The following is a 21560-nucleotide window of genomic DNA, read 5'->3' on the forward strand; positions in this document are numbered from 1 at the left end:
CAAAATGCAAAACCATTCTTGAAATTTTTAAATAATATAAGGTGTCAAAATCAACTATATATCAGTTAATTGAAAAATTTCATAATTATGGATCTTTTAAAGCAAAAGATAATCGCACTATTGAAAAAAATTAACTGATTGCCTTGCGGAAAGAATTAATCTAATTACGAATGAAAAACAACCTTTTAAAGCAAGCGGTGCTAATGGTTGATAAAAAATAGAAATTATTAACAATAATAAAGAAAAATATTCCATGCGAAAAATTGGTCAAATAGGATCAAAATTAAAGATAGCAAAATCAACATATTACTATCAAATTAATAAATGTGGCTATAGTTGATGTTAATAATTATTAACAAAAAATTATCAATGCATTTATAATGATAATCGCCAAAATTTATGGATCTTGTAAAATTAAAGCTTTTTTAATTTTTAAAGATATTATCTTATCGCGAAGAAAAATTCACCAAATTATGATTAAAAATTAGTTAGTATCTAAATATACCAAATTAAAATATTGTAATTATAAGTTGGTGGTTAATAACGTCGAAATGAGCAACGTTTTAAACTGTTAATTTAATAATTAATAATAACACACAACCCAATGAAGTTGTTGTTAGTGATTTAACATATGTTCAAGGTGGTGCTAAATGACATTTGACATTATTTTTTGTTTGTTGATTGACTTGTTTAATTGTGAAATAATTGGTTATAGTTCTCGAACAAATAAAACAATACAACTAGTGCAAAGAAACTTTTTATTCAATTATAAAATCATTAAAACAAATTACGTTATTTCATACTGACTGGGGCAATGAATTTAAAAATAAAATCATTGATAATACCTTAAATATTTTTAACATCAAACGATCATTAAGCAATAAAGGCTATCTTTATGATAATGTTGGGGCTGAAACAATTTACAAAAGTTTTAAAAAATAATTTATCAAGGAACAAAAATTTATAAATTTAACCCAATTAAAATACAAATTATTTAACTTTGTGCATTGATATAACAATATTCGAATTCACGGTAGTTTAAATTATTTAATACCCTGTTGAATTTATATAAAAACAACAGTCAATATAAAAGTGTCCTAAAAATGGTTGTTAATCCAAGAGAATACCCCTAGTTTGCTTAATTGTAAAAGTCATGGAAGAGTTTTTTAGTAATTCATACCTAATTTTTGTAATAATTTAAATCTTTTTTCCAAATGGTTTTTTTGGCCCTTTTTAGTGTTTAAAATTCTTTTTTATGATTTGCTAATCAAGATTATACTGTATTTTAATTTAGATTATATTGTTTTGCTACTATTAAATAACTTTTTTGTTTAATTTCATTAATTATTTTTGTTCTAAATTCTGATGTATATTTGTTATATTTTTGTCCTTTTCTTTGCTATATAAAAATGCACCCTATAAAAATTTTGCTAAATTTTTATTTTACTTACTTTTTGGTGTGCAGTCTAAAATCTTCTTTTTTAATGGGATAAAGTTAACTCACTATTCTTTTCAATATAAGTTTGTTATAATTAATGGTAATAAGGAGCTGAAATTAATATGAACGAAAGTAATTGTCTTTTTTGTGACATCATTGCTCAAAAAAAACCAAGTAAAAAAATTCATGAAAACGATCTTGTATATGCTTTTTTAGATGTCTTTCCCAATAGCGATGGTCACACCTTAGTAATTACGAAAAAACATTTTGAGTATTATAGTGTCACTGATGACGAATATTTAGCAGAGGTTGCTAAAGTTGGCAAAATAATTGCTAAAAAAATGTATCAAACCTTAAAACCAGCTGGTATCAATTATGTTAGTAATGAAAAAAGTGAAGCTTTTCAAAAAGTTTTTCATTATCATCTACACATTATTCCAAAATATCAAAAGGATGAAGGATATAGTTTTAAACTTAATGTTGATCAAAGAAAATTACGTGATTTAGCAGAAATCCAAACAATATTAACTTTAGAATAAAAAAGTATTTTTAAATACCTTAATTGTAAATATATTTGAGACACTTTATTGAATATTTTATATTAAATCCAATGAATTTTTATAATTTAATGATTTTTTAGCATTGAAAATAAATTCAATGATATTTTATTTAAGTAATATTGAGAAAATATTGATAAATTTATTCCTTTTGGTAAACTTCGTCTCAAAATTCCATTATTATTTTCGTTTAATCCTCTTTGGCCAAGACAACCAGTATCAGCAAAATAAACTTTTATTTTATAAATATTTTCAAATTTTTTCACCTAATAAATTATTTACCACGATCAAATGTAATTGTTTTTATTGTGCCAGATGGTTTTTTTAAAATAAATTTTATTATACTTTCTATGACATCTTTGCTTTTGCTATTATTTAGTTACTAACGGGATTGATGTTTTAAATCATATATTGGCTAAAGTTATAATTGCTGTTTTATGGTTTTCACCAACTATAGTATCTCCTTCTAGATGACCAAAAACATTTATTGCTTTAATATTTGGAAATTCAATATTACGTTTAATAATTGTCAAACAATTATTAACTTTTATGTGGTTTTCTGTTTTATTATGTGGTTTATTTTTACCTTTTCTTAATAAATTTTCTTTATTAAAATTATAACGAGAAAAGTTAAACATATTATATATAAGGTATTTGAACAGATAAAATTTTTGTCAATATTTCTTATTATATTTGTAATAATATCTAGTGAGTAGTGTTAATAATTAACTAAATAATTAATAATTTCGAGGTAAATTTTATTTAATGTTTTTTGTTTGCTACTGACTTTTTTTGTTTTTATTACTATTTTCATAAATTTCAATTGAGTTTAAATCAGCGGCCAACATTTTATAAATTTTATGGACAGTTATTTTACTTTGATTTATTTTATAAACTGTTTTTCTAATTTAATAATTAAAATTTTGATATTGTTGGATTGAAATTAATTTTTCTATTGTTATTTTTTGATACATTGTGTTATTTATCCTTTTTTAAATTTGGATTTTAACACAATATTTTTATTTGTTTAACTGTCCCATTTAATTTTACAACTCAGGAAATAAAAAACAAAACAAAAATAACAAAAATGATTGCCAATCAATGATTAAAAATAATGCGAACAAGATATCAAATTATTATCAAGATAACCGATATTACCGAAGACATTACCACGTTAGTGTTATTGCTTATCAATAGTTAGGTTACAATGTTGCTAATAAATTAATGCAAAAATTACGCCAATTATTACTGCAATTAGATATTACACAATATAATAATCGTGTTTTTGAAATAATTTTACAAGCAATTTCAAAAGGTAGTGCGCTGCGATTTTTATCGCATAATATTAGGATTAATATTAGTCAAACCTATTCATTTAGAGAATCATTATAATGATTTTTAATTAATTCGTCAAGCGGAAGTTGGGATTGCTTTTGGTAATGTTATTGATTAATTAAAAAAACGGCCAATGAAGCAACATTATTAAATCGCGAAGATGGCCCATAAAAATATTTGCAACAGTTTTTAAAAAACAACACTTTTATGATATGATAAAAAAGCAAGAGATTTGAATAAAGGAGAAAATAAAGATGGCTATAAAAGAAATAAAAAATATTGATGAATTTAAAAAAACAATTAGTGATACAAAGTTAACGTTAGTTGATTTTTATGCTGATTGATGTGGACCATGTAAAATGATTGCTCCAATAATTGATGAGTTAGCAAAAACCCTTGATGATGTTAATTTTATTAAAGTTAATGTTGATGTTCTACAAGATCTTGCTAAAGATTATGAGATTTTATCAATTCCGACATTAATTGTTTTTCAAAGTGGAAATGAATTAAAACGTAAGATAGGATTTGTAACTGCTAATGAAATTAAACAAGATTTATTTAGTAAAAATTAAATTAAAGTTTTATTAATAAAATTAAAAAGAAGAAGGTGAATAATAAAATGGCAATGTCAATGAAAAAACGTCGTCGTTTAATGGCGGAGAAAAAAGCAGCGAAAATCTTAGTTCGCAAAGAAACAGAAAAAAAGAAAAAGTCGTTGGGAAAGATTCAAAATAAAATTAAAAACACAACAGCAGCAATTAAGGCATAATCAAAGTTAATGTCAATTGTTGCAAGTAGAATAAAAACCTTTTTCTTTAAGTACAATATACAGTCATTATATTATGATTGTAAATGGGTATATTTGGTAATAATTTGAAAAATAAATGTTAGTATGTTAAGGGATTAATTATTTGGTAATATTTAGTTTTCATAAAGGGTTTTTAACAAGGATTCAGTTTGTAATTAACATTGCTAAAATTATAATAATTAAAATCCCTAAGAATATTTGCAATAAATCACTATTATTTAACTGTCAATGTTTTTTTATATCATATTAACGGAATGGTTATGTTAACTTTGGTTAATATAAAAAGGATATTAGTAAGCAAACTAATAATTCAAAATTTTTTTCAAAGATGTTTTAATTATGTTATTAAACTATTTTTCGTAAAATTTTTATTAATTAAATTTTAAAAAATAGTGACAAATTTATCTTCCACAACCCGTAAGCGGGGAAACTAGTTCTTGTGATTTTACTATCACAATATCCAAATAACATTACTAAAGATAAGTGCCATTTTGTTGGGTTAACAATTTGATCTTTACTAAAGAAAGAAATATCTTCAATTTATTTAATCCCTCCACAATAATTGATCAAATTGTTAAATCAGCATATTGTAAAGTCATAAAACTAGCAACGTTATGTTTTTGTTCATCAGTAAACATATCTGGGCTCGGATAACTTTTTAAACAATTACTTTTGCTGCATAATACAAAGGAGTAGCGCCATTATTGGATGTTACATTTATATTAGCTTTATTGCAAAGTAATAATTCAGTAATTTCAAGATGACCTTTTTCTGCCGCAAAATGTAAAGAAGCATTATCTCCATTTGTTTTGGCTATCTCGATTTTATCTCCTTTTTCAAGTAATAATTTGACAATATAAATATAATTATTTTTTGCCGCAATATTTGGGACGGTAATATCATCTTTTGTTTATTGCATTAACATCAATGCCTTTTGCAAGTAATAATTTAATAATATCAATATTATTATTTTCTGCTGCAATATGTAGGAGATTTTCACTGTTTTCATTTTTTACATTGATAATTATGAGGTTTTTAAATAAAATTAAACTAAAAATATTTAAATAATTTTGCAAAATTATTTGTTTCATAATTATAAATTTTTTATTTGATTCAACAAATTGAAATCCAGTAATATTTTTTTGCTTTCTTTTTTTGTTCTTCAATTGTTTTTTCATTTATTTTAAAAATTTTTTTAAAATAATCTAAGAATATTATTTCTGCTTATTTTTTAAAATATTTTGTTTTAATTTGATAATTTTTCTTTTAAAAAGTTTTTGAACATTTCATTAAAGTCAGGTTCGATAATTATTTTTTTTAATTTTATTTTTGATATATTTGTTTTTTTAAAATTTTATTTAGTTTTTTTAAATTTTTTGAAATTAAAATAAATTTAGAAACAATAATCCCAATTTTTAAATATTTAAAAAATTTTCTTTCTTTCTTCTTATAAATATTTACTAGATACCCTTTGTCCACCAATTAATTGTTTATAATAATATTTTCATTGAATTTTATTATTGTTTGTAGAATTAATAATATTTTGGATATATTCAGGAATGTTTTTAAATTCAACTAGTTTTATTTTATTTTTATCTTTATAATAATCAAAGTAAATATGATCAGAAACAAATCGCATTGATTCGCTTATAATAAAAATAATTCCCACTAAAAATCATCTTTTATTTTTTGTAATTATTTAATTTTTAAATATATTTCTTGTGTGTAGGTGCGTGGAGATTTTTATAATTATTCTAACTTTTTTGATTTTTCAGCCCGTTCTTTAGTACATTGTGATAAATATTTAATTGTTTCATTTAAATATTTTTTAGTAAAATCAATATTTTGATTAACAGCATTTAAACCTTTATTTTGATATTAACCATTATAATTTAAATTATATTTTTAATTTTCATTTATTGAATATTATTTTATTATTTCTTCATTTATTTTATTTTCTTTGATTTTTTTATGTTTAATTGTATTTATATTAATTTCAATAATTAAATTTATTTTATTAAATACATCATTAAATACATCATCTCATTGATAGTTTTTCATATTTTCATTATTAGCATTTTTTAAAATTAAGATTAAAATTCTTATTTTATTTTCATTAAATTTATGTAATTATAAAATTTCATCTAATTTTTCAATAATTTTAATATTATCTTCTCGTTCATTTTTTATCTTGTGTTTCAAAATAATCTGTTTTAATAATTCCTTTGTTATTTGTCATTCGTAACGGATCAAGTTGATTATTTTTAATAAGTTCTTTTAAAATTTTTTGAATATTTTCATAATAATTTTCATTTAAAGGACCGCGTAAAATAAACGTTTGGGGAAAAATTTCCAAAAAATAAGAAAAAGATAGATATAAAATTCTATCTTTTTTAATTGGGTTAAAATTGTCGTTAACCTTGCTTAGTTTAAGAAAATAATAGCAAAAATAACTAAATATAAACTCTTCTATCTGGTATGTCGTCGCTCCAGAAAAGTGAGTATAAACTAATATAGGGGAGCCGTACCGCTACGACACAATGTAGGCAATTATTTTAGGCAATATAAAAGAGTTATAGTGGTTTGGGGATAAATCTTTAATCTGCAATGGTTAAAGGGTAAGTGGTCAAGCTGGAACACTTAAAAATAAACGAAGTGGGAGGGATATCTGATAAGGTTAATCAACTAATTAAATTAGTACTACATGGGGCAGAAGAGTAGTTGCAAGTGATTAACTAAACTATACCTAAGGGAAACTCTACCTAAATGAGAAAAAATAATAAAGTTATTTATTAAATAACTAGTGAAAAAGAAAAAGAAAAAAAGATAAGAAGGTTAATTAATTTCTCTATTTCTATCGATAAAAATAATGTAATAAAACTGCTGACATTAATTTTTAATCATTATAAAATTGTAATATCATTTAATGATTAAAAAGGAATATAAGTATATGTTAAATATTTTCAATACTATTAATTTTAGAAAAAAAGTAAATATTGATGTTAATGAAGTAGGGAAAAGATTAATATTAGAAGAATGAGAAAAAACTGATCAAAAATTAAGAAAACAAAATTGTAATGGTAAAAATGGTTATATTATGTGAGGTAAAAGATCGTTTACAGAAAAAACAGAGTATGGTGATGTTACCTTTTTTAGAACATTATTTTGTTTTTTCAATAAAGATAATAATAAATATGAATTTGTTTTCTTATTTGATAAAAAAATCAGCAGAAAAAAATGAAGTAGAATTAGTATTTTTATTAAAATAGCAATTTTAAAATTAATGGATAGTGCTAAAAGACAAAGAGATATTATGGATATGTACCCAAAATTAAATATATCAAAAATGACAATCACAAACATTAATAAAGAGATTGAATGAGATAAATTATTTAAAGAACAATTAAAAACAAAGACAGAAAAAATAAATGTTAAAACACCATATTTGTATGCTGGAGTTGATGATTCTTTTAGTAATTTAACAAAATATAGAAAAATAGAAAAAAATATGTTTAGAACAGCATATTTCCATACTGGATATGATGAAATAAAAAGCACTAAAAGTAAAAATGTTCTAAAAGATAAAAAAATTTTTATTGTTATGAAATCAACAAAAAACAAATATTATCTTATTAAAAAATATAAAAATTCTTTTTTATATTTTTTAAATCAAAATTTTAATATTGAAAATTGTAATTTAACTTTAGCTGGGGATGGAGCAAAATGAATCCAAAAATTTGCTAATGAAATTGGGGCAATTTTTATTTTAGATCAATTTCATTTAATGAAAGAATTAAAAACAATATTTCCTTATCGAATAAGAAAACTTACTAAAAATTTAACTGATAATGAAAAAATAAGAAAACAAATTTATTGAGATATGAATAAATTATTTAAAAATGGCAATCCTGGTGAAGCAATAAAATATTTAAAAAAATTAAATACAAGAAAAAATATTAAAGAATATCCATTTTTAAAAGATAAAAAAGATAAAATCAAAGATTTCATTAAATATATCAAAAATAATTTTGAAGGTATCAAAGTTTATAAAGAAGATTGATATATGGGGTCTTGTACTGAACCGCAAATTTCGCATAATGTCAAATGATTAAAAGGCTATGGTGCTAAATCATATAGTGAAAAAGTTTTTAAAAATATGATTGCAATGAAAATGGCGAAAGAAGATGGTGTTAATTTAATTGATTTTTATCTTAATAAATTAAACAAAAAAAATGAAAAAGAATATGATTGTTATTTTAAAAATGAAGATAATCATAATCAACAATTTTTAATAAATAAAAATTTTAATCACCAAGCACAAAGTTTTGTCTAAAATTTAAAGTAAAAATTAATAATTTAAAATAAATTTATTAAATAATTTGCGAATTATTATTTTTTGCATTGTAAATTATTATTTTTATGTTATTATTAAAATAATTAAAAAAGATAAATTTATCTTTTTCTTAGAAATTTTATTTTAATAGATAAATATTTATTAAAATAAAATATCACCAAACGTTTATTTTACGCGGTCCATTTAAAGTAATTTCTTTTTCAATAATGTCAACTTTACTATCTAAAGTTATTGAAAATTAAGATTGTTGGTCATATTGCGTTTTTGGAGTAGTTGATTTATTTTTGTTGTTTTGTTTTTTTAATAATGTGTTTTCGATTAGGTGCTGCTTCAATAACTGATGGTACTGCATCATAAGTTATTATAATTGTGCCTGATAATTATAAAAGTTTTTTAATATATATTATTTATATTACTTTCTTATCTTAAAACTTTTTATTTATCAAGATCTATTTACATTATATATACAAGAACTTTTAAATATATTTTAGAAAAGCAGGAAAATTGGAATGATTATTAGATTTCTTGCATCACTTATTAAAATAATTAATATTATTTATTTTTTAAATTATATTTATTTTATTTTCAATACATATATACAGGGCGATAGCCATATCTGTTTTTTTAAATAAAAATTAAGATAGTTAATAATATTAATTATCCAATATTAATCATCGTCGTCTTCTTTACAAAATTATTATTAATCTTGTTTTTTTATTAAAATTAATTTGACAAATATTTAAAGTGGAGTTAGTATGTGATTATTATTTGATAATAATCATAAAATGGAAATGCTAAAATGATTACAAATATTGACTTTTTTAAAGATTATGAAAAAGAAAATGATAAAAAATATATTGAAGATATTACTAAAAAATTAATTGAAAAAGATGATGAATTGTTTAAAATAACAAAAAAGATCCACAATATCAAAAATACAAAATAAAATAAACAAAAAGTAAAACTTTAATAAAAAAAAGACGAACAACTATTACGGGAAGAAGATACTATTATTTTGATGAAATTTTAAAAAGAAATATATATGTTTTTTGTTAGACGTATATTTGGAAATTAAAAAATGACAAAGAACAGAAAATTCATTTTGAGAAAAAATATTATAATTTATGGCGGATAGAAAAAGATATGGTGGTGTTATAGATAAAGTTTTGAATTCAAAAGTTAGTGATATGACAATATCAAATATTTATAAAAATATTGATTTAGGTAAAATTGACTATATTCATATTAATCAAAGTAATAAAATAGATAGTATACTGTGGAAATACTTTATGTGTTCAAGCTGATGATACACTTCAAACCATGTTATATGATAAAACCAAAGAAAAATTAAAGAACATATATTAGTTTCTATTGTACACACTGGATTAGATAAGGAAAAATCAACCGAAAAAATATCAGTAATTAAAGATAAAAAAGGTACTTTTGAAATTAATAATATTCCTCATAAAATTAAAAATTTAATTAATATTAAGGTATTTATAAATAAAGTTATTGAATTAATGCATAGTTATAATATTAAAAAAGATACAAATATTTTAGTTTTGTGTAATGGTGCAAATTATATTGAGAAAGAATTTAAAAATAATATTATTGATGTAACTTTATATAAGTATTGTTTATTTAAAAAATTTGAACATTTATGATCATATCGAAAAAGAAATAAAATGCAAAAAATAAAATATAATGTAGCAAAACACTATTTTTATAATGGCAAATATGATGAGTTATTAGATTTATTAAATTATCTTTTACCAATATTATTGGGAATAAACGAAATTATTTATTAAAAACAATTAAATACATTAAAAATAATTAAAAAGGTATTCGTAATCAAAATCTTTCTAATAATATTGGTTGTCATATGAAAGGTGATATTTCACACAAAGTAAAAGGTGTTAAAGGTAGAGGAAGCGAAATATATAATAAAAGAACTTTTAATAATTTATTAACTGCTTCAATGATTAAAATTAATAGTTAAACTAATATGAAAAATAATAAATAAATGAAAAATATTGTAGTTAATAAAAATAATTTAGTTGAAGTTATTAAAGTTTAAAATTTAAGTATTTAGTTTTTAATTTATTATTTTTAAAAATGTAAATTAAACAAAAGGTATTTTTAGTGTGTAAAAATACTAAAAATGAAAAATATAAGAGATAAATATTGACAATAAAATAGTTTTATTTAAAATAAAAATGTAAGTGAAACGCTTTAAGCGTTCTAATTTCTTAAATTTTATAAGTTACCATATAATTATTTATACAATCAACTTTTGTAAATTTTTTCAGCCCCAGCATTATCATAAGGATAGCCCCTCTTCTTTATTGCTTAATGATCGTTTGGTGTTAAAAGTACTTAAGATATTATCAATGATTTTATTTTTAAATTCATTACTCCAGTCAGTATGAAATAACGTAATTTGTTTTAATGGTCTTTTGTGTAATTGAATAAAAGGTTTATTGCTCTAATTGTACTATTTTGTTTGTCTCGACACACTATAGCCAATTATTTCACGATTAAACAATTCAATCAACAAACAAAGGATAATATCAAATGTCATTTAGCACCACCTTGAACATATGTTCAATCACTAACAACAACTTCATTGGGTTTTGTGGTTATATTATTAATTATTAAATTCACAGTTTAAAACGTTGCTAATTTCGTCGTTATTAACCACCAACTTATGATTACAATATTTTAATTTGGTATATTTAGATACTAACTAATTTTTAATCATAATTTGGTGAATTTTTCTTCGCGATAAGATAATATCTTTCTAATTTAAAAAGCTTTAATTTTATAAGACCCATAAATTTTACGATTGGCATTAAATGCGCTGATAACTTTTTGCTCATAATTATTAACATCAACCATAGCCGTATTTATTAATTTGGTAGTAATATGTTAATTTTACTATCTTTAATTTTGATCCTATTTGACCAATTTTTCGCATGGAATATTTTTCTTTATTATTGTTAATAATTTCTATTTTTTATCAACCATTAGCACTACTTGCTTTAAAGGGTTGTTTTTCATTAGTAATTGGATTAATTCTTTTTGCAAGGCAATCAAGTTAATTTTCTTCAACAGTGCGATTATCTTTTGCTTTAAAAAATCCAGAATTATGAAATTTTTCAATTAACTGATATATAGTTGATTTTTACACCTTATATTATTTAAAAATTTCAAGAATTGTTTTGCCATTTTGATAAAGTAAAACAATTTGTTTTTTAAATTAATATACCGATGAATTTATTCCCCATTTTTATATTCCTACTTTCTTCATAATTATATTTTATTTGAAAGTCCACATAAATATGATTAAAATTATTGTAAACTATCATCTCAGATTTAGTAACATAACCAAAAGTAAACAATAACCATCCCAAAATAGGAACTAAAAATAACAAAGATGTTTTTCAAGGCCCATTTGATATTACTACTGATATTACCAAAATTAAAACAATTGATAAAGTTATGGTTGCAAATATTAAAGATATTTAATTTACCGAATGATCTAATCCAATCGAGGATACTATTTTAGCAACATTACATATGGAGATAATTACTAAAAATTAACAAAAAATTATTTTCAAACGAGTTTGGTAATTCAAAAAGAGTTTTATATCAAATGATAATTCAACTAACACAACATCATTTTATTTAACAAGGTAAAGAAAAACATAGAATTTATATGTGCGGGTAAAAATAATGATATTGGTAAGTTTAAAACAACTGTTTTTTACCCAAAGGTACTTTAAAAAATTTATAAATTTTTTAAACAAAAATAACATTTTTACACTATTATTTTTTATTTTTAAAAATACGGTATGATTGATATATGGGGGAAGTGATTAGAAAATGTTTGGATTAACACAAATAACAAGTTTAGTTTATTTTGTTTTTATTATTATTGTTGCTTTATTTCTTATAGGTTGATTAATTTTTGGTTTTGTTTTATTAAGTTTTAAAAGGAAAAAAACAACATTAAAGCCACGGATGTTATTACGAAAAATGTTAGATGACAATGATTTACAATATGTTAATATTGGTGAACGAAAACATTTTGTTAAAGCACGAAATTTTTCTAAAATAAGTAATGCGGTAATTATTAGCCGCGCTGATGGTGAAGAACAAAGTATTGTTAATCTTTATGATATGATTTTTCATTTTTATTATGTTTATAATCAAAAAACAAAGCATTCGAAATGTTTTTTTTGATTAAAATTTTTATCATGGTTTTTAGTGTTTACATTATTTTTATTTATTATTACAACAATTTTAATTATTGTAGTTCAGTTTGTAAAAGATAATGTTGATATTAATGACCTTAACATTAGTATTCAAGTTATTTCTATTATGGGTATTATTTATTTAATTTTAGGTTGGTTTTGTTGAACAAATTTAGTAGAAAATTATCAGCAAGTTTTAACGGTGTTAGCATGTGATTATTTACCACCAGAAGTTATTAAAACTTTTAAAAGTTACACTAATTTTAAAGCTTTTTTTCCTTTTTCGGAAAATGTAATTTGTTTTTCTTAAAAAGGGATTGTATTTTTTTTAAATTAAGTATATTTAAAAAATAAATGTATTAAACAATTACTATATATGCTGATAATGTGGTTTGTTGTTTCCACGTCTTACCTTTTAGAAAAGACTCTGTAGGTTAATATTTTATTTTTGCATTAACTTATATTGTTTAAATAAGGTTAATGTTTTTTATTTTTACAATAGATTTAAATGTAGAGACGTCCTGTACGATGAACCGACAAAAAACAATTATTGTAAGATTGTTTTTTTATATTTACAATTAAGGATAATAAAATTTAAATTAAAAATTATTTTTATTAGAAAAAACAGTAAAGGTACAACATTATCTTGTTTTATATGCTATATTAATAATTAGATAATTAATGAAAGGAAGAAAAATAATGAATAAAAATAATATTTTACCAATTGTTGTTGAAATCCCAAAAGGATCTAGCAATAAATACGAATATGATCTTAAAACAGGACGAATCATATTAGATCGAGTGTTATATGGTGCTAACTTTTATCCTGGCGAATATGGTTTTGTTGAAAATACATTAGACTGAGATGGGGATCCTATTGATGTTATTTCATTAATCACTTATCCAACTGTATCAGGTTGTCAAATTAATGTTCGAATTTTAGGAACAATTAATATGATTGATAATGGGAAAATTGACACAAAATTAATGGCTGTTATTGCTGATGACCCCCGTTTTAATCATATTCAAACTTTAGAAGATGTACCACAAGTTATTCGTGATGAAATTGAAAACTTTTTTTTACAATATAAATCTTTACAAAAAAAAGAAGTTAAAATTAACGGTTGAAGTGGCTTAGACCAAGCTTTAAAAGAAATTAAAGAATGTCAAGACCGTTATTTAGAATATAAAGATATTTTAGATACTAAAGGCAAAGACGCTGTGATGAAAATTTGAAAAGAAAAAGGATTATGTCAAGTTTAAAAAAATACTAATGTTAACATTAGTATTTTTTTATTATTTTTTTATGCCCCACAATTAATTAACTTATCAGAAATTATAGTAACAATCTCTTCTGGTGTTTTATCATTGGTATCAATAACTAAAAAATTAAACTTATCTTTTGAACGTTCATATCATTCCTCATACTTCTGGTTCAATAACGTTCAATAAGCACTACCAATATTTTGCTCACTAGCACGCCCTCTTTTATTAATTCGCTCCATTGCTATTTTTGGATCAACCCGTAAATAAACAACTAATTCTGGTTTGATATTTTCATCTAAATATAAACTTTGTAATACAACAACAACATAAAATTCTTTATAAACTTTATAGTCTGTCTTGTTCATATATCCTAGTTCATACAAAACATCAACAAAAATTGGGTCTTCTAAAATACTACGATCAAAAATAATATTTGATGTTATTTTTGCTTGTTTTAATTGCTTACTGCGAGCCATAATCATATAAACTTGCATTTTAAAAGCCATCCCTTTTGGATCGGCATAATACTGATCTAAATATGGGTTTTCTTCGACTGGTTCATCCATTACCAGATATTTATGTTTTTTCCCCAACATTTTACTAATAGTTGATTTCCCAACCCCAACAACTCCCGCTAATGTAATACGCATTTGTTTTTTTATCTCCTTTATTTTGTTTTTAAATGTGACACTATTTCAAAAAACGTTTAATATCTTTAAATTTTAAATAACGTCATTCACCAGGTTTTAATGCTTCGTTTAATTGTAAAAAACCAATTGCAACACGTTTTAATTTAATAACCTCATGTCCAATCGCTTTAATCATTTTTTTAACTTGATGCTTTCGTCCTTCGTGAATTGTCAACAAAAGAATGGAAGCATCCTTTATTTCTTCGTATTTTACTAATTTTGCTTGCGATTGACTTGTTATAATTCCTGGTTCAATTTCAATACCAGATGCTAACTGTTGTAATTTTTGTTTTGTAAGATAACCAGAAACTAATACATGATATGTCTTATTAATAATATGACTCGGGTGGGTAATAATATTAGTAAATTCACCATCATTAGTCAATAGCAAAAGACCACTAGTATCATAGTCTAATCTTCCGACTGGATAAATTCGTTGTGGTACACCTTTAATATAACTTAACACCGTTTTTCGATGTTGAGGGTCGCGCATTGTTGAAACACAATTACGGGGCTTATTTAACATTAAATAAACTTTACTTGAATTTTCATCAGTAAGGATTTTATTATCAATCTGAATTTGATCATATTTATCGAATTTTATTCCTAATGTTTTCACAACAACATTATTAACTTTAACTCGACCCTGTGTAATTAATTCTTCTGCTTTTCGACGTGAACAATAACCTTTTGCAGCAATAACTTTTTGTAATCGTTCCATTTATTTAAATAAATCCTGTTCATTATCCACCACAGTTTCTTTAATTTGTGGCAGCTCCGATAAAGAATTCAAATTAAAAGCTTTTAAAAATTCTTCGGTAATGTAATAAGTCATTGGTTTCCCTGGTAATTCACTTTTTCCAGCTTCATCAATTAAATCACGAGCGCGTAATTTAGCAATAACACTATCTGAATTAACACCACGTAATTCTTCAATTTCTGGTTTACTAATTGGTCCCCGATATGCAATAATAGCTAATGTTTCTAATGCTGCTTGTGATAACCGTGCCTCCATTTTATTATTAGCTAATTTTAAATAAAATTGGTAATATTCTTGTTTCGTTGTTAAACGATATTTATCCGCAAAAGGCTTTATTGTTAACCCCCGCTGCTCATTGGTTTGATATTCTATTTGTAATTTTTTTAAAACTTCTTCACATTCAACAACAGAAATTTCAAGAATATAAGCGATTTCTTTTAAGTCAACCCCTTCATCGCCTCCAATAAATAAGAACCCTTCTAAAACAGCCATTTTTTTATTTACATTCATATTGATCTTAACTACCATCTTTCTGTGAATGTGGTCTAATATAAATTGCTTCTAAATGTTGGTGTTGTTCAATTTTAATTTTTTGGTTCCGAGCTAAATCTAACAACGCAATAAAACAAGCAACAAAAACTTGCAATGATAAAACAAAATTACCCAATAATTCTTCTAATATCCATTCTTTGTCATCCCGGGCTAATAAAGCCTCAATTCTCTCAGCCATTTCCTTTGGTGAAACTTCAGTAATAATAATTTTTGATTCTAACGGTTTTGTTGTATTAACTCGTTCTAACATTTTTAAAAAACTATTCGTTAATTTATCAATATTAATTTTGTGCGATAATGGTAAATCCTCGTCTTTAATTGGATTACCCTTAATAATTGTCCGTGGTTTTGATAAATAACGAATCCCTTCTTGATGCTGATTTTTGAAATATTGACTAACTTCTTTAATTTTTTTATATTCTAATAAGTGATTAATTAACTCATCTCGGGCATCTTTTTCATAATTATCATCAATTTCAACTTCTTCTTTTGGTAACAATAACTTTGTTTTTGTTTCCACTAAATAACTTGCCATTGTTAAATATTCCGAGGCAATTTCAATATTTAATTGTTCCATGGCTCCAATATATACTAAAAATTGGTCAGTAATTTCTGTTAACTTAATTGTAAAAAGATCCATTTTTTTTTTCTTAACTAAATGTAACAACAAATCTAATGGTCCTAAAAAATTATCAAGTTTTACTTCATAACGTGGTAAATGTAACATTATTATTTCTCTTCCATTTTCATTTTCTTATTTAATAATACCGCTATTTTTTAAAAAATTAAAGTCATTAAACCTTAATTGTAAAATTAAATGGGACAGTTAAACAAATAAAAATATTGTGTTAAAATCCAAATTTAAAAAAGGATAAATAACACAATGTATCAAAAAATCACAATAGAAAAATTAATTTCAATCCAACAATATCAAAATTTTAATTATTAAATTAGAAAAACAGTTTATAAAATAAATCAAAGTAAAATAAATGTCCATAAAATTTATAAAATGTTGGCCGCTGATTTAAACTCAATTGAAATTTATGAAAATAGTAATAAAAACAAAAAAAGTCAGTAGCAAACAAAAAATATTAAATAAAATTTACCTCGAAATTATTAATTATTTAGTTAATTATGAACACTATTCACTAGATACTATTACAAATATAAATAAATTATTGTATACCACAAACATTTTAGAGATTGCAAGAAAACGAGAAAAAAATAATAAAATATATAATTAAAATATAAAAATATCATTAAAAATGATAAATATATAAATAAAAATTTTAAAATTGACACACTAAAAAAGTTTTATGCACTCTTTTAAAATTATAAAAATATAATAGTAATCATTTATTTTATTTTGTAAGCCAACTGCATCCAATATTTTTTCATCAAATACAAATAACTTATTATAATTTTGATGAAATATTTCAATTTTACTGTTTGACTGCGGAGAATGAACAAGTGTTGTTTGATATAAAATATTTTTATATGTTAAAAATTGAGTAAAAGTAGTTTCTTTAAAAATACTTTTTTGATTATTCCGATGACTATTAATAAATTCAGAACCGTTATCAATTATAATTCGTGTTATTTTAATACCAAATTTTAAAATCCAATTGCTCTTTTAACAGCATCAATAGCATTCTCAATGCTTAATTTATCATAAATATAACCTAACACTCCTCTCATTCTTTCATCAATAAAATCATAAACATAATATTTTTTATTAACTGGAAATTTACTTGGCATAAAATATTTTGCATCAATTTGTATTAATCCTAATTATTTGACTTCATATCTTGGGTGTTGTCTTTTAATTTCTTTAATTTTATTTTTTATTTTTAATCAACGCTTATCTTTTTTAAGTCAACGAAAAAATGTTTTTAAATTTTTGGGTGCTTTATTTTTTAATTCTTCGCCATGAATTCATTTTTTAAATTATAATACAAAGATAAAACCTCATCAGCGTGTTTATTACAATATTCAAAATATAAATTACAGATATTTTTGCGAATATCTTCACTATATTGATAATTAATATTATTAGGAACCGTTTATTTTAATCAATTCTTTTAATAACAGTTTAGTTTTAAGAAAAAACTCCTTACATAAATTAATATATGCAAATATTTTATTTTTTATTATTTGCTAAATTATACTTGTAAGTGCAAGTAAATAAAATTGCAAAAAATTTCATATAAAAATTTCATGATGCTAAGTTTATTTTAGAAAAATTAAAGCAAGGAGTTTTTTATATGGGATATAAAAAACTTGGCATAGATGAAAGAATTTATATTGAGAATCAATTGAAATTTAAATTAAAAATTAGTGAAATAGCTAAAAATCTTAATCGAAGTATTAGTACTATTATTCGAGAAGTTAATAGAAATAAAGATAATAATCATTATTTTTCATTAATTGCACAAAATAAAGCAGAAAATAGAAAACAATCACATGTTTATTTTCATAAGTTTAAAAATAGAGAATTAGTAAAATATGTACAACAAAAATTATTATTAGGTTGATCGCCTGAACAAATTTATGGAAGAATTAAAAATTTTCATAAAGAATGAATTATTAGTTTTAAAACAATTTACAATTGAATTTATTCTGGATTACTTGAAAAGGTTACTAATAAAAATTTAAGAAGAAAAGGTAAGAAACGAAAATCTCAAGAAAATCGCGGTAAATTTAATGGTAAATCAATTAAAGAACGAAATGTTAATGTTAATAATCGCATAACTGTTGGCCATTGAGAGGGTGATACTATAGTATCATCGCGAGGTAAAAGTAAATCATGTTTAATAACTTTAGTTGAAAGAACATCAAGATTTACTTTAGCAATGTTAGTTGAAAATAGAACTACTAAAGTTATTAACGAAAACATTAGCCATTATTTATCAATTCTTCCAAATAATCTTGTTAAAAATATAACATTTGATAGAGGTAAAGAATTTGCTAATTGACAACAACTTGAAAAAAATTTAAATGTGAAAATTTATTTTGCTAATGCATATTCACCCTGACAAAGAGGTACTAATGAAAATACTAATGGGTTAATTAGAGAAAAATTTCCTAAAAAATTTAATTTTTCAAATACCACGAAAAATGCAGTTCATAAATTTATATTGTCTTTAAACCATAGACCAAGAAAAATACTAAATTATCTTTCACCAATCGAATATTTGGTTAGAAAAATAATTTAGTTGCACTTAACTTTACAATTAGGCATTTTAAAATATTTATTTTTATAGTTTTTACTTAAAAAATCTTGCAATTTTGCTTGTAAATCACTTAAATTAGAATCATTAATAATATATTTCATTAATTCACCTCATTTTAAAAAAATAATATAATATAGTTATATCATTAAAAAATTTTTATAAAACTTCAATTTTTTTTAAACAATCATAATCATAATAAGTAAGTACCTTTTATAAAATATATTAAAAATGCTTGTATATATATAATGTCAATAGAATTTGATAAAAAAGGAGAAACAGATATTAAAAAGATACTTAGTATTTTAGGAACAATTGGATTAACAGCAACAAGTACAACAAGTTTAATTGCTTGTAATAAATTTAAACCAGATAATAATAGTGAAAACGGAGAGATAATAAACCAGAATCTACACCATAACCACAACAACCGCTAAAAAATAATAATTGAAAATTAAATTAACTGATTGTAAATCATTTATATTTGTTTTTAATTTATTTAACATTTGTGTTAAATTATATTTATTCGTAAAATAATAAATAAAATTGGTTAATTATCTTAAAAATTGTTTTTTATCAACATCATAAAATTTATTAATGTTATATTTTTTATCATAAGTATCTCAATTTTTATATAAATCCACAAACTTATTACTAGATTTATCGTAAAAAACACCAGTTGAATATAACTATCCTTTAAAAAAACTAAGTATCACTTATCATTATAAGTTAATGATTTTGATGTTTTTAAAGTAGGGTTAATAAAGTAATTTGTTTCTGACCAATTTTCAAAAACTATTGCGTAAAAACATTGTATTAATAAAATCTGTTTCATTAATATCAGTTTCTACACTTCGCTTTTTTCTTAATTTTTCTGCTGTTTATTGTAATTGATGGTTTTGTTGTAATGTCATTGTACTTAATGAGAAAAAATAAATTAATAAAATTGGTACAAATGAAAATAATACTAAAAACTTACGCATTATTTTTACTAACTTATTTTTACGATTTTTTTTATTAATTTGATAATTTGATTTAATAAATAACCATAAAAATAATGAATTATTAAAATATATCACAATATATCAAATCATAAACCATAAATTATACAACCATTTATACCAGCATATTTCTTTTTTAATTTATCAATTGTTGAAACTGTACCAATACACATATAAGTGTTAATAAAAAACTTGTAATAAGATACAAAATTAAATCAACCCAAGAAATAAATAAACCATTTTGTTTCTTTTCTTTTTTATTTTCTAAATTACTTTTTATAAATTTATCTCCTAACTATATAATGTTTTTGAAATAATAAAACCAATAATATATAAACTTAATATTATTAATATTAACGGATTACTAAATAAAATCGCCATTTTACCAAAAATAGATAATAATAAAGTATCAGAATTATATAAATACATAATAATATTTTTTGCTGATGTCAACTGATTAATAATAACTGTAATAAATCCAGTTCCAAATATAGCGATTGCTGCTACCAATAAAACTAATTTAATCATATAAAATCAACTCTTTACTTATTTTTTTATTCTTTTAGTAGTATGAATTCCTTCAAACCCTTGTTCTCTTGTTTTTGCTTGTCTTGCTAAACATGATAACCGTTGTTGTTTGTTTATTGTGACTAACATTGTGCGCAGATTATAACTTTAAATTGTTTATACGCTCTTTAATATGTCCATGTAAACCTTTTCCAGTACTATAAAACATTACGAACAGTAGCACACAACAACCCCTCCGTATTTTTTTATAGTTATAGTGTATAAGTTAGTTTATATAATTAAAGAACTATTAATAACACTGCTTTTAACTGTTAAACCTAAATCGTTATAATTAGCTGATTTTCCGTGAATAGCATAAATTGATAACTTAATAATCATAAAAAAGATTAAAAAATAAGCAATCGTTATATTTGTCATTGGTAATTTAATATTTCAAATTAAATTAAAAACAAATAAAAAAGTATTAAAAATAAAACTAAAAATCTTATTTAAATTATCGTTATTAACGCTTTCACTTAATAAATTATTCATTTTTTATCTTTCCTTTCCCTTCTTTTTTTACTTTTAAATTTTTTTTAAAATATCAATATCAAACAATTCTAAGCGTTGTTTATTATTTAATTTTGATATATCTTTTCAAAAGTATTTTTTTTATTAACAACTTCATCATTTTTTAAATCACGAATAAAACTTAATCAATGACTATCATATTATTGGCAAATTCAAGTGGAATAATTATCTTAAAAAACCGAATCCCTAACCAACATCCGACTTATGTTTTGCTCT

28 protein-coding genes and 1 pseudogene are annotated in these 21560 nt (G+C 22.5%); 13 read left to right on the top strand and 16 right to left on the bottom strand.

Annotated elements, in window-relative coordinates:
- The first annotated feature begins 650 nt into the window (after positions 1–650).
- Positions 651–824, top strand: a complete 174-nt coding sequence (locus ACE38S_RS05480; protein ID WP_374696737.1) for a hypothetical protein — start codon at positions 651–653, stop codon at positions 822–824.
- A gap of 736 nt (positions 825–1560) precedes the next feature.
- The gene (locus tag ACE38S_RS05485; RefSeq protein WP_374696738.1) at positions 1561–1977 is read left to right on the top strand and encodes an HIT family protein; all 417 of its coding nucleotides are present in this window, start codon (positions 1561–1563) and stop codon (positions 1975–1977) included.
- 86 nt (positions 1978–2063) lie between these two features.
- Here ACE38S_RS05485 and ACE38S_RS05490 read toward each other — a convergent pair whose 3' ends face one another.
- Both ACE38S_RS05490 and ACE38S_RS05495 read right to left on the bottom strand, forming a co-directional pair.
- Positions 2064–2261: a hypothetical protein gene (locus tag ACE38S_RS05490; RefSeq protein WP_374696739.1), complete on the bottom strand. Its 198-nt coding sequence runs from the start codon at positions 2259–2261 to the stop codon at positions 2064–2066.
- 105 nt (positions 2262–2366) lie between these two features.
- Positions 2367–2633: a hypothetical protein gene (locus tag ACE38S_RS05495; RefSeq protein ID WP_374696740.1), complete on the bottom strand. Its 267-nt coding sequence runs from the start codon at positions 2631–2633 to the stop codon at positions 2367–2369.
- Positions 2634–3219: 586 nt separating this feature from the next.
- Here ACE38S_RS05495 and ACE38S_RS05500 point away from each other — a divergent pair.
- From ACE38S_RS05500 to ACE38S_RS05510, 3 genes are all read left to right on the top strand, one after another.
- Positions 3220–3387 (top strand): HAD hydrolase family protein, encoded by a 168-nt coding sequence (locus ACE38S_RS05500; protein ID WP_374696741.1) that lies wholly within the window; start codon positions 3220–3222, stop codon positions 3385–3387.
- Positions 3388–3584: 197 nt separating this feature from the next.
- Complete coding sequence (gene trxA, locus ACE38S_RS05505) at positions 3585–3902, top strand: thioredoxin (protein ID WP_374696742.1); 318 nt, start codon at positions 3585–3587, stop codon at positions 3900–3902.
- 35 nt (positions 3903–3937) lie between these two features.
- Positions 3938–4099, top strand: coding sequence for a hypothetical protein (locus tag ACE38S_RS05510; protein WP_374696743.1), 162 nt, complete (start codon positions 3938–3940; stop codon positions 4097–4099).
- 697 nt (positions 4100–4796) lie between these two features.
- On the opposite strand, the gene ACE38S_RS05515 is transcribed toward ACE38S_RS05510, so the two are convergent.
- From ACE38S_RS05515 to ACE38S_RS05535, 5 genes are all read right to left on the bottom strand, one after another.
- Positions 4797–5036: an ankyrin repeat domain-containing protein gene (locus ACE38S_RS05515; RefSeq protein WP_374697156.1), complete on the bottom strand. Its 240-nt coding sequence runs from the start codon at positions 5034–5036 to the stop codon at positions 4797–4799.
- A complete protein-coding gene (locus ACE38S_RS05520; protein ID WP_374696744.1) occupies positions 5005–5316 on the bottom strand; it encodes an ankyrin repeat domain-containing protein in 312 nt (103 codons plus the stop codon). The genes ACE38S_RS05515 and ACE38S_RS05520 overlap by 32 nt, the downstream gene beginning before the upstream one ends.
- Before the next feature lie 269 nt (positions 5317–5585).
- Positions 5586–5777 (bottom strand): hypothetical protein, encoded by a 192-nt coding sequence (locus ACE38S_RS05525; RefSeq protein ID WP_374696745.1) that lies wholly within the window; start codon positions 5775–5777, stop codon positions 5586–5588.
- A 287-nt stretch (positions 5778–6064) separates the two neighbouring features.
- Positions 6065–6199 (bottom strand): hypothetical protein, encoded by a 135-nt coding sequence (locus tag ACE38S_RS05530; protein WP_374696746.1) that lies wholly within the window; start codon positions 6197–6199, stop codon positions 6065–6067.
- Between the two features lie 106 nt (positions 6200–6305).
- Entirely contained in the window at positions 6306–6494 is a 189-nt protein-coding gene (locus ACE38S_RS05535; protein ID WP_374696747.1) for a hypothetical protein, read from the bottom strand.
- A gap of 594 nt (positions 6495–7088) precedes the next feature.
- Here ACE38S_RS05535 and ACE38S_RS05540 point away from each other — a divergent pair.
- The 5 genes from ACE38S_RS05540 to ACE38S_RS05560 all read left to right on the top strand — a co-directional run bounded on the left by ACE38S_RS05540 (position 7089) and on the right by ACE38S_RS05560 (position 14011).
- Positions 7089–8471 (top strand): Mbov_0401 family ICE element transposase-like protein, encoded by a 1383-nt coding sequence (locus ACE38S_RS05540; RefSeq protein ID WP_374696748.1) that lies wholly within the window; start codon positions 7089–7091, stop codon positions 8469–8471.
- 820 nt (positions 8472–9291) lie between these two features.
- Complete coding sequence (locus ACE38S_RS05545; RefSeq protein WP_374696749.1) at positions 9292–9438, top strand: hypothetical protein; 147 nt, start codon at positions 9292–9294, stop codon at positions 9436–9438.
- Positions 9439–10012: 574 nt separating this feature from the next.
- On the top strand, positions 10013–10300 hold the full coding sequence (locus tag ACE38S_RS05550) for a hypothetical protein (protein ID WP_374696750.1): 288 nt from the start codon (positions 10013–10015) through the stop codon (positions 10298–10300).
- A 2077-nt stretch (positions 10301–12377) separates the two neighbouring features.
- Positions 12378–13058: a hypothetical protein gene (locus tag ACE38S_RS05555; RefSeq protein ID WP_374696751.1), complete on the top strand. Its 681-nt coding sequence runs from the start codon at positions 12378–12380 to the stop codon at positions 13056–13058.
- Between the two features lie 389 nt (positions 13059–13447).
- Entirely contained in the window at positions 13448–14011 is a 564-nt protein-coding gene (locus ACE38S_RS05560; protein WP_374696752.1) for an inorganic diphosphatase, read from the top strand.
- A 41-nt stretch (positions 14012–14052) separates the two neighbouring features.
- On the opposite strand, the gene ACE38S_RS05565 is transcribed toward ACE38S_RS05560, so the two are convergent.
- Genes ACE38S_RS05565 through ACE38S_RS05580 form a run of 4 tightly spaced genes read right to left on the bottom strand, consistent with a single transcriptional unit; the run spans position 14053 to position 16742 of the window.
- Positions 14053–14664 (bottom strand): deoxynucleoside kinase, encoded by a 612-nt coding sequence (locus ACE38S_RS05565; RefSeq protein ID WP_374696753.1) that lies wholly within the window; start codon positions 14662–14664, stop codon positions 14053–14055.
- Between the two features lie 40 nt (positions 14665–14704).
- Complete coding sequence (locus ACE38S_RS05570; RefSeq protein WP_374696754.1) at positions 14705–15424, bottom strand: pseudouridine synthase; 720 nt, start codon at positions 15422–15424, stop codon at positions 14705–14707.
- Positions 15425–15991 (bottom strand): SMC-Scp complex subunit ScpB, encoded by a 567-nt coding sequence (gene scpB / locus ACE38S_RS05575; protein ID WP_374696755.1) that lies wholly within the window; start codon positions 15989–15991, stop codon positions 15425–15427.
- The gene (locus tag ACE38S_RS05580; protein WP_374696756.1) at positions 15981–16742 is read right to left on the bottom strand and encodes a segregation and condensation protein A; all 762 of its coding nucleotides are present in this window, start codon (positions 16740–16742) and stop codon (positions 15981–15983) included. The genes scpB and ACE38S_RS05580 overlap by 11 nt, the downstream gene beginning before the upstream one ends.
- 316 nt (positions 16743–17058) lie before the next feature.
- On the opposite strand from ACE38S_RS05580, the gene ACE38S_RS05585 reads away from it, so the two are divergent.
- Positions 17059–17259 (top strand): hypothetical protein, encoded by a 201-nt coding sequence (locus ACE38S_RS05585; RefSeq protein ID WP_374696757.1) that lies wholly within the window; start codon positions 17059–17061, stop codon positions 17257–17259.
- A gap of 370 nt (positions 17260–17629) precedes the next feature.
- On the opposite strand, the gene ACE38S_RS05590 is transcribed toward ACE38S_RS05585, so the two are convergent.
- Entirely contained in the window at positions 17630–17773 is a 144-nt protein-coding gene (locus ACE38S_RS05590) for a hypothetical protein (protein ID WP_374696758.1), read from the bottom strand.
- Positions 17774–18279: 506 nt separating this feature from the next.
- Here ACE38S_RS05590 and ACE38S_RS05595 point away from each other — a divergent pair.
- Positions 18280–19230, top strand: a complete 951-nt coding sequence (locus tag ACE38S_RS05595; protein ID WP_374696759.1) for an IS30 family transposase — start codon at positions 18280–18282, stop codon at positions 19228–19230.
- Here the strand turns inward: ACE38S_RS05595 and ACE38S_RS05600 are convergent.
- Entirely contained in the window at positions 19227–19349 is a 123-nt protein-coding gene (locus ACE38S_RS05600; RefSeq protein ID WP_374696760.1) for a hypothetical protein, read from the bottom strand. The genes ACE38S_RS05595 and ACE38S_RS05600 overlap by 4 nt on opposite strands.
- 144 nt (positions 19350–19493) lie before the next feature.
- Here ACE38S_RS05600 and ACE38S_RS05605 point away from each other — a divergent pair, with 144 nt between their 5' ends.
- Positions 19494–19682: a lipoprotein gene (locus ACE38S_RS05605; RefSeq protein ID WP_374696761.1), complete on the top strand. Its 189-nt coding sequence runs from the start codon at positions 19494–19496 to the stop codon at positions 19680–19682.
- Here the strand turns inward: ACE38S_RS05605 and ACE38S_RS05610 are convergent.
- The 3 genes and pseudogenes from ACE38S_RS05610 to ACE38S_RS05620 form a co-directional block, all read right to left on the bottom strand.
- Positions 19680–20228 (bottom strand): annotated as a pseudogene (locus tag ACE38S_RS05610) (spiroplasma phage ORF1-like family protein); the annotation flags it as partial. The gene ACE38S_RS05605 and the pseudogene ACE38S_RS05610 overlap by 3 nt on opposite strands.
- Positions 20229–20537: 309 nt before the next feature.
- On the bottom strand, positions 20538–20774 hold the full coding sequence (locus ACE38S_RS05615; RefSeq protein ID WP_374696762.1) for a hypothetical protein: 237 nt from the start codon (positions 20772–20774) through the stop codon (positions 20538–20540).
- A 270-nt stretch (positions 20775–21044) separates the two neighbouring features.
- The gene (locus tag ACE38S_RS05620) at positions 21045–21305 is read right to left on the bottom strand and encodes a hypothetical protein (RefSeq protein ID WP_374696763.1); all 261 of its coding nucleotides are present in this window, start codon (positions 21303–21305) and stop codon (positions 21045–21047) included.
- Positions 21306–21560 lie beyond the last annotated feature (255 nt).

The sequence above is a fragment of the Spiroplasma endosymbiont of Polydrusus formosus genome (assembly GCF_964263245.1).
Taxonomy (GTDB): domain Bacteria; phylum Bacillota_I; class Bacilli_A; order Mycoplasmatales; family Mycoplasmataceae; genus Spiroplasma.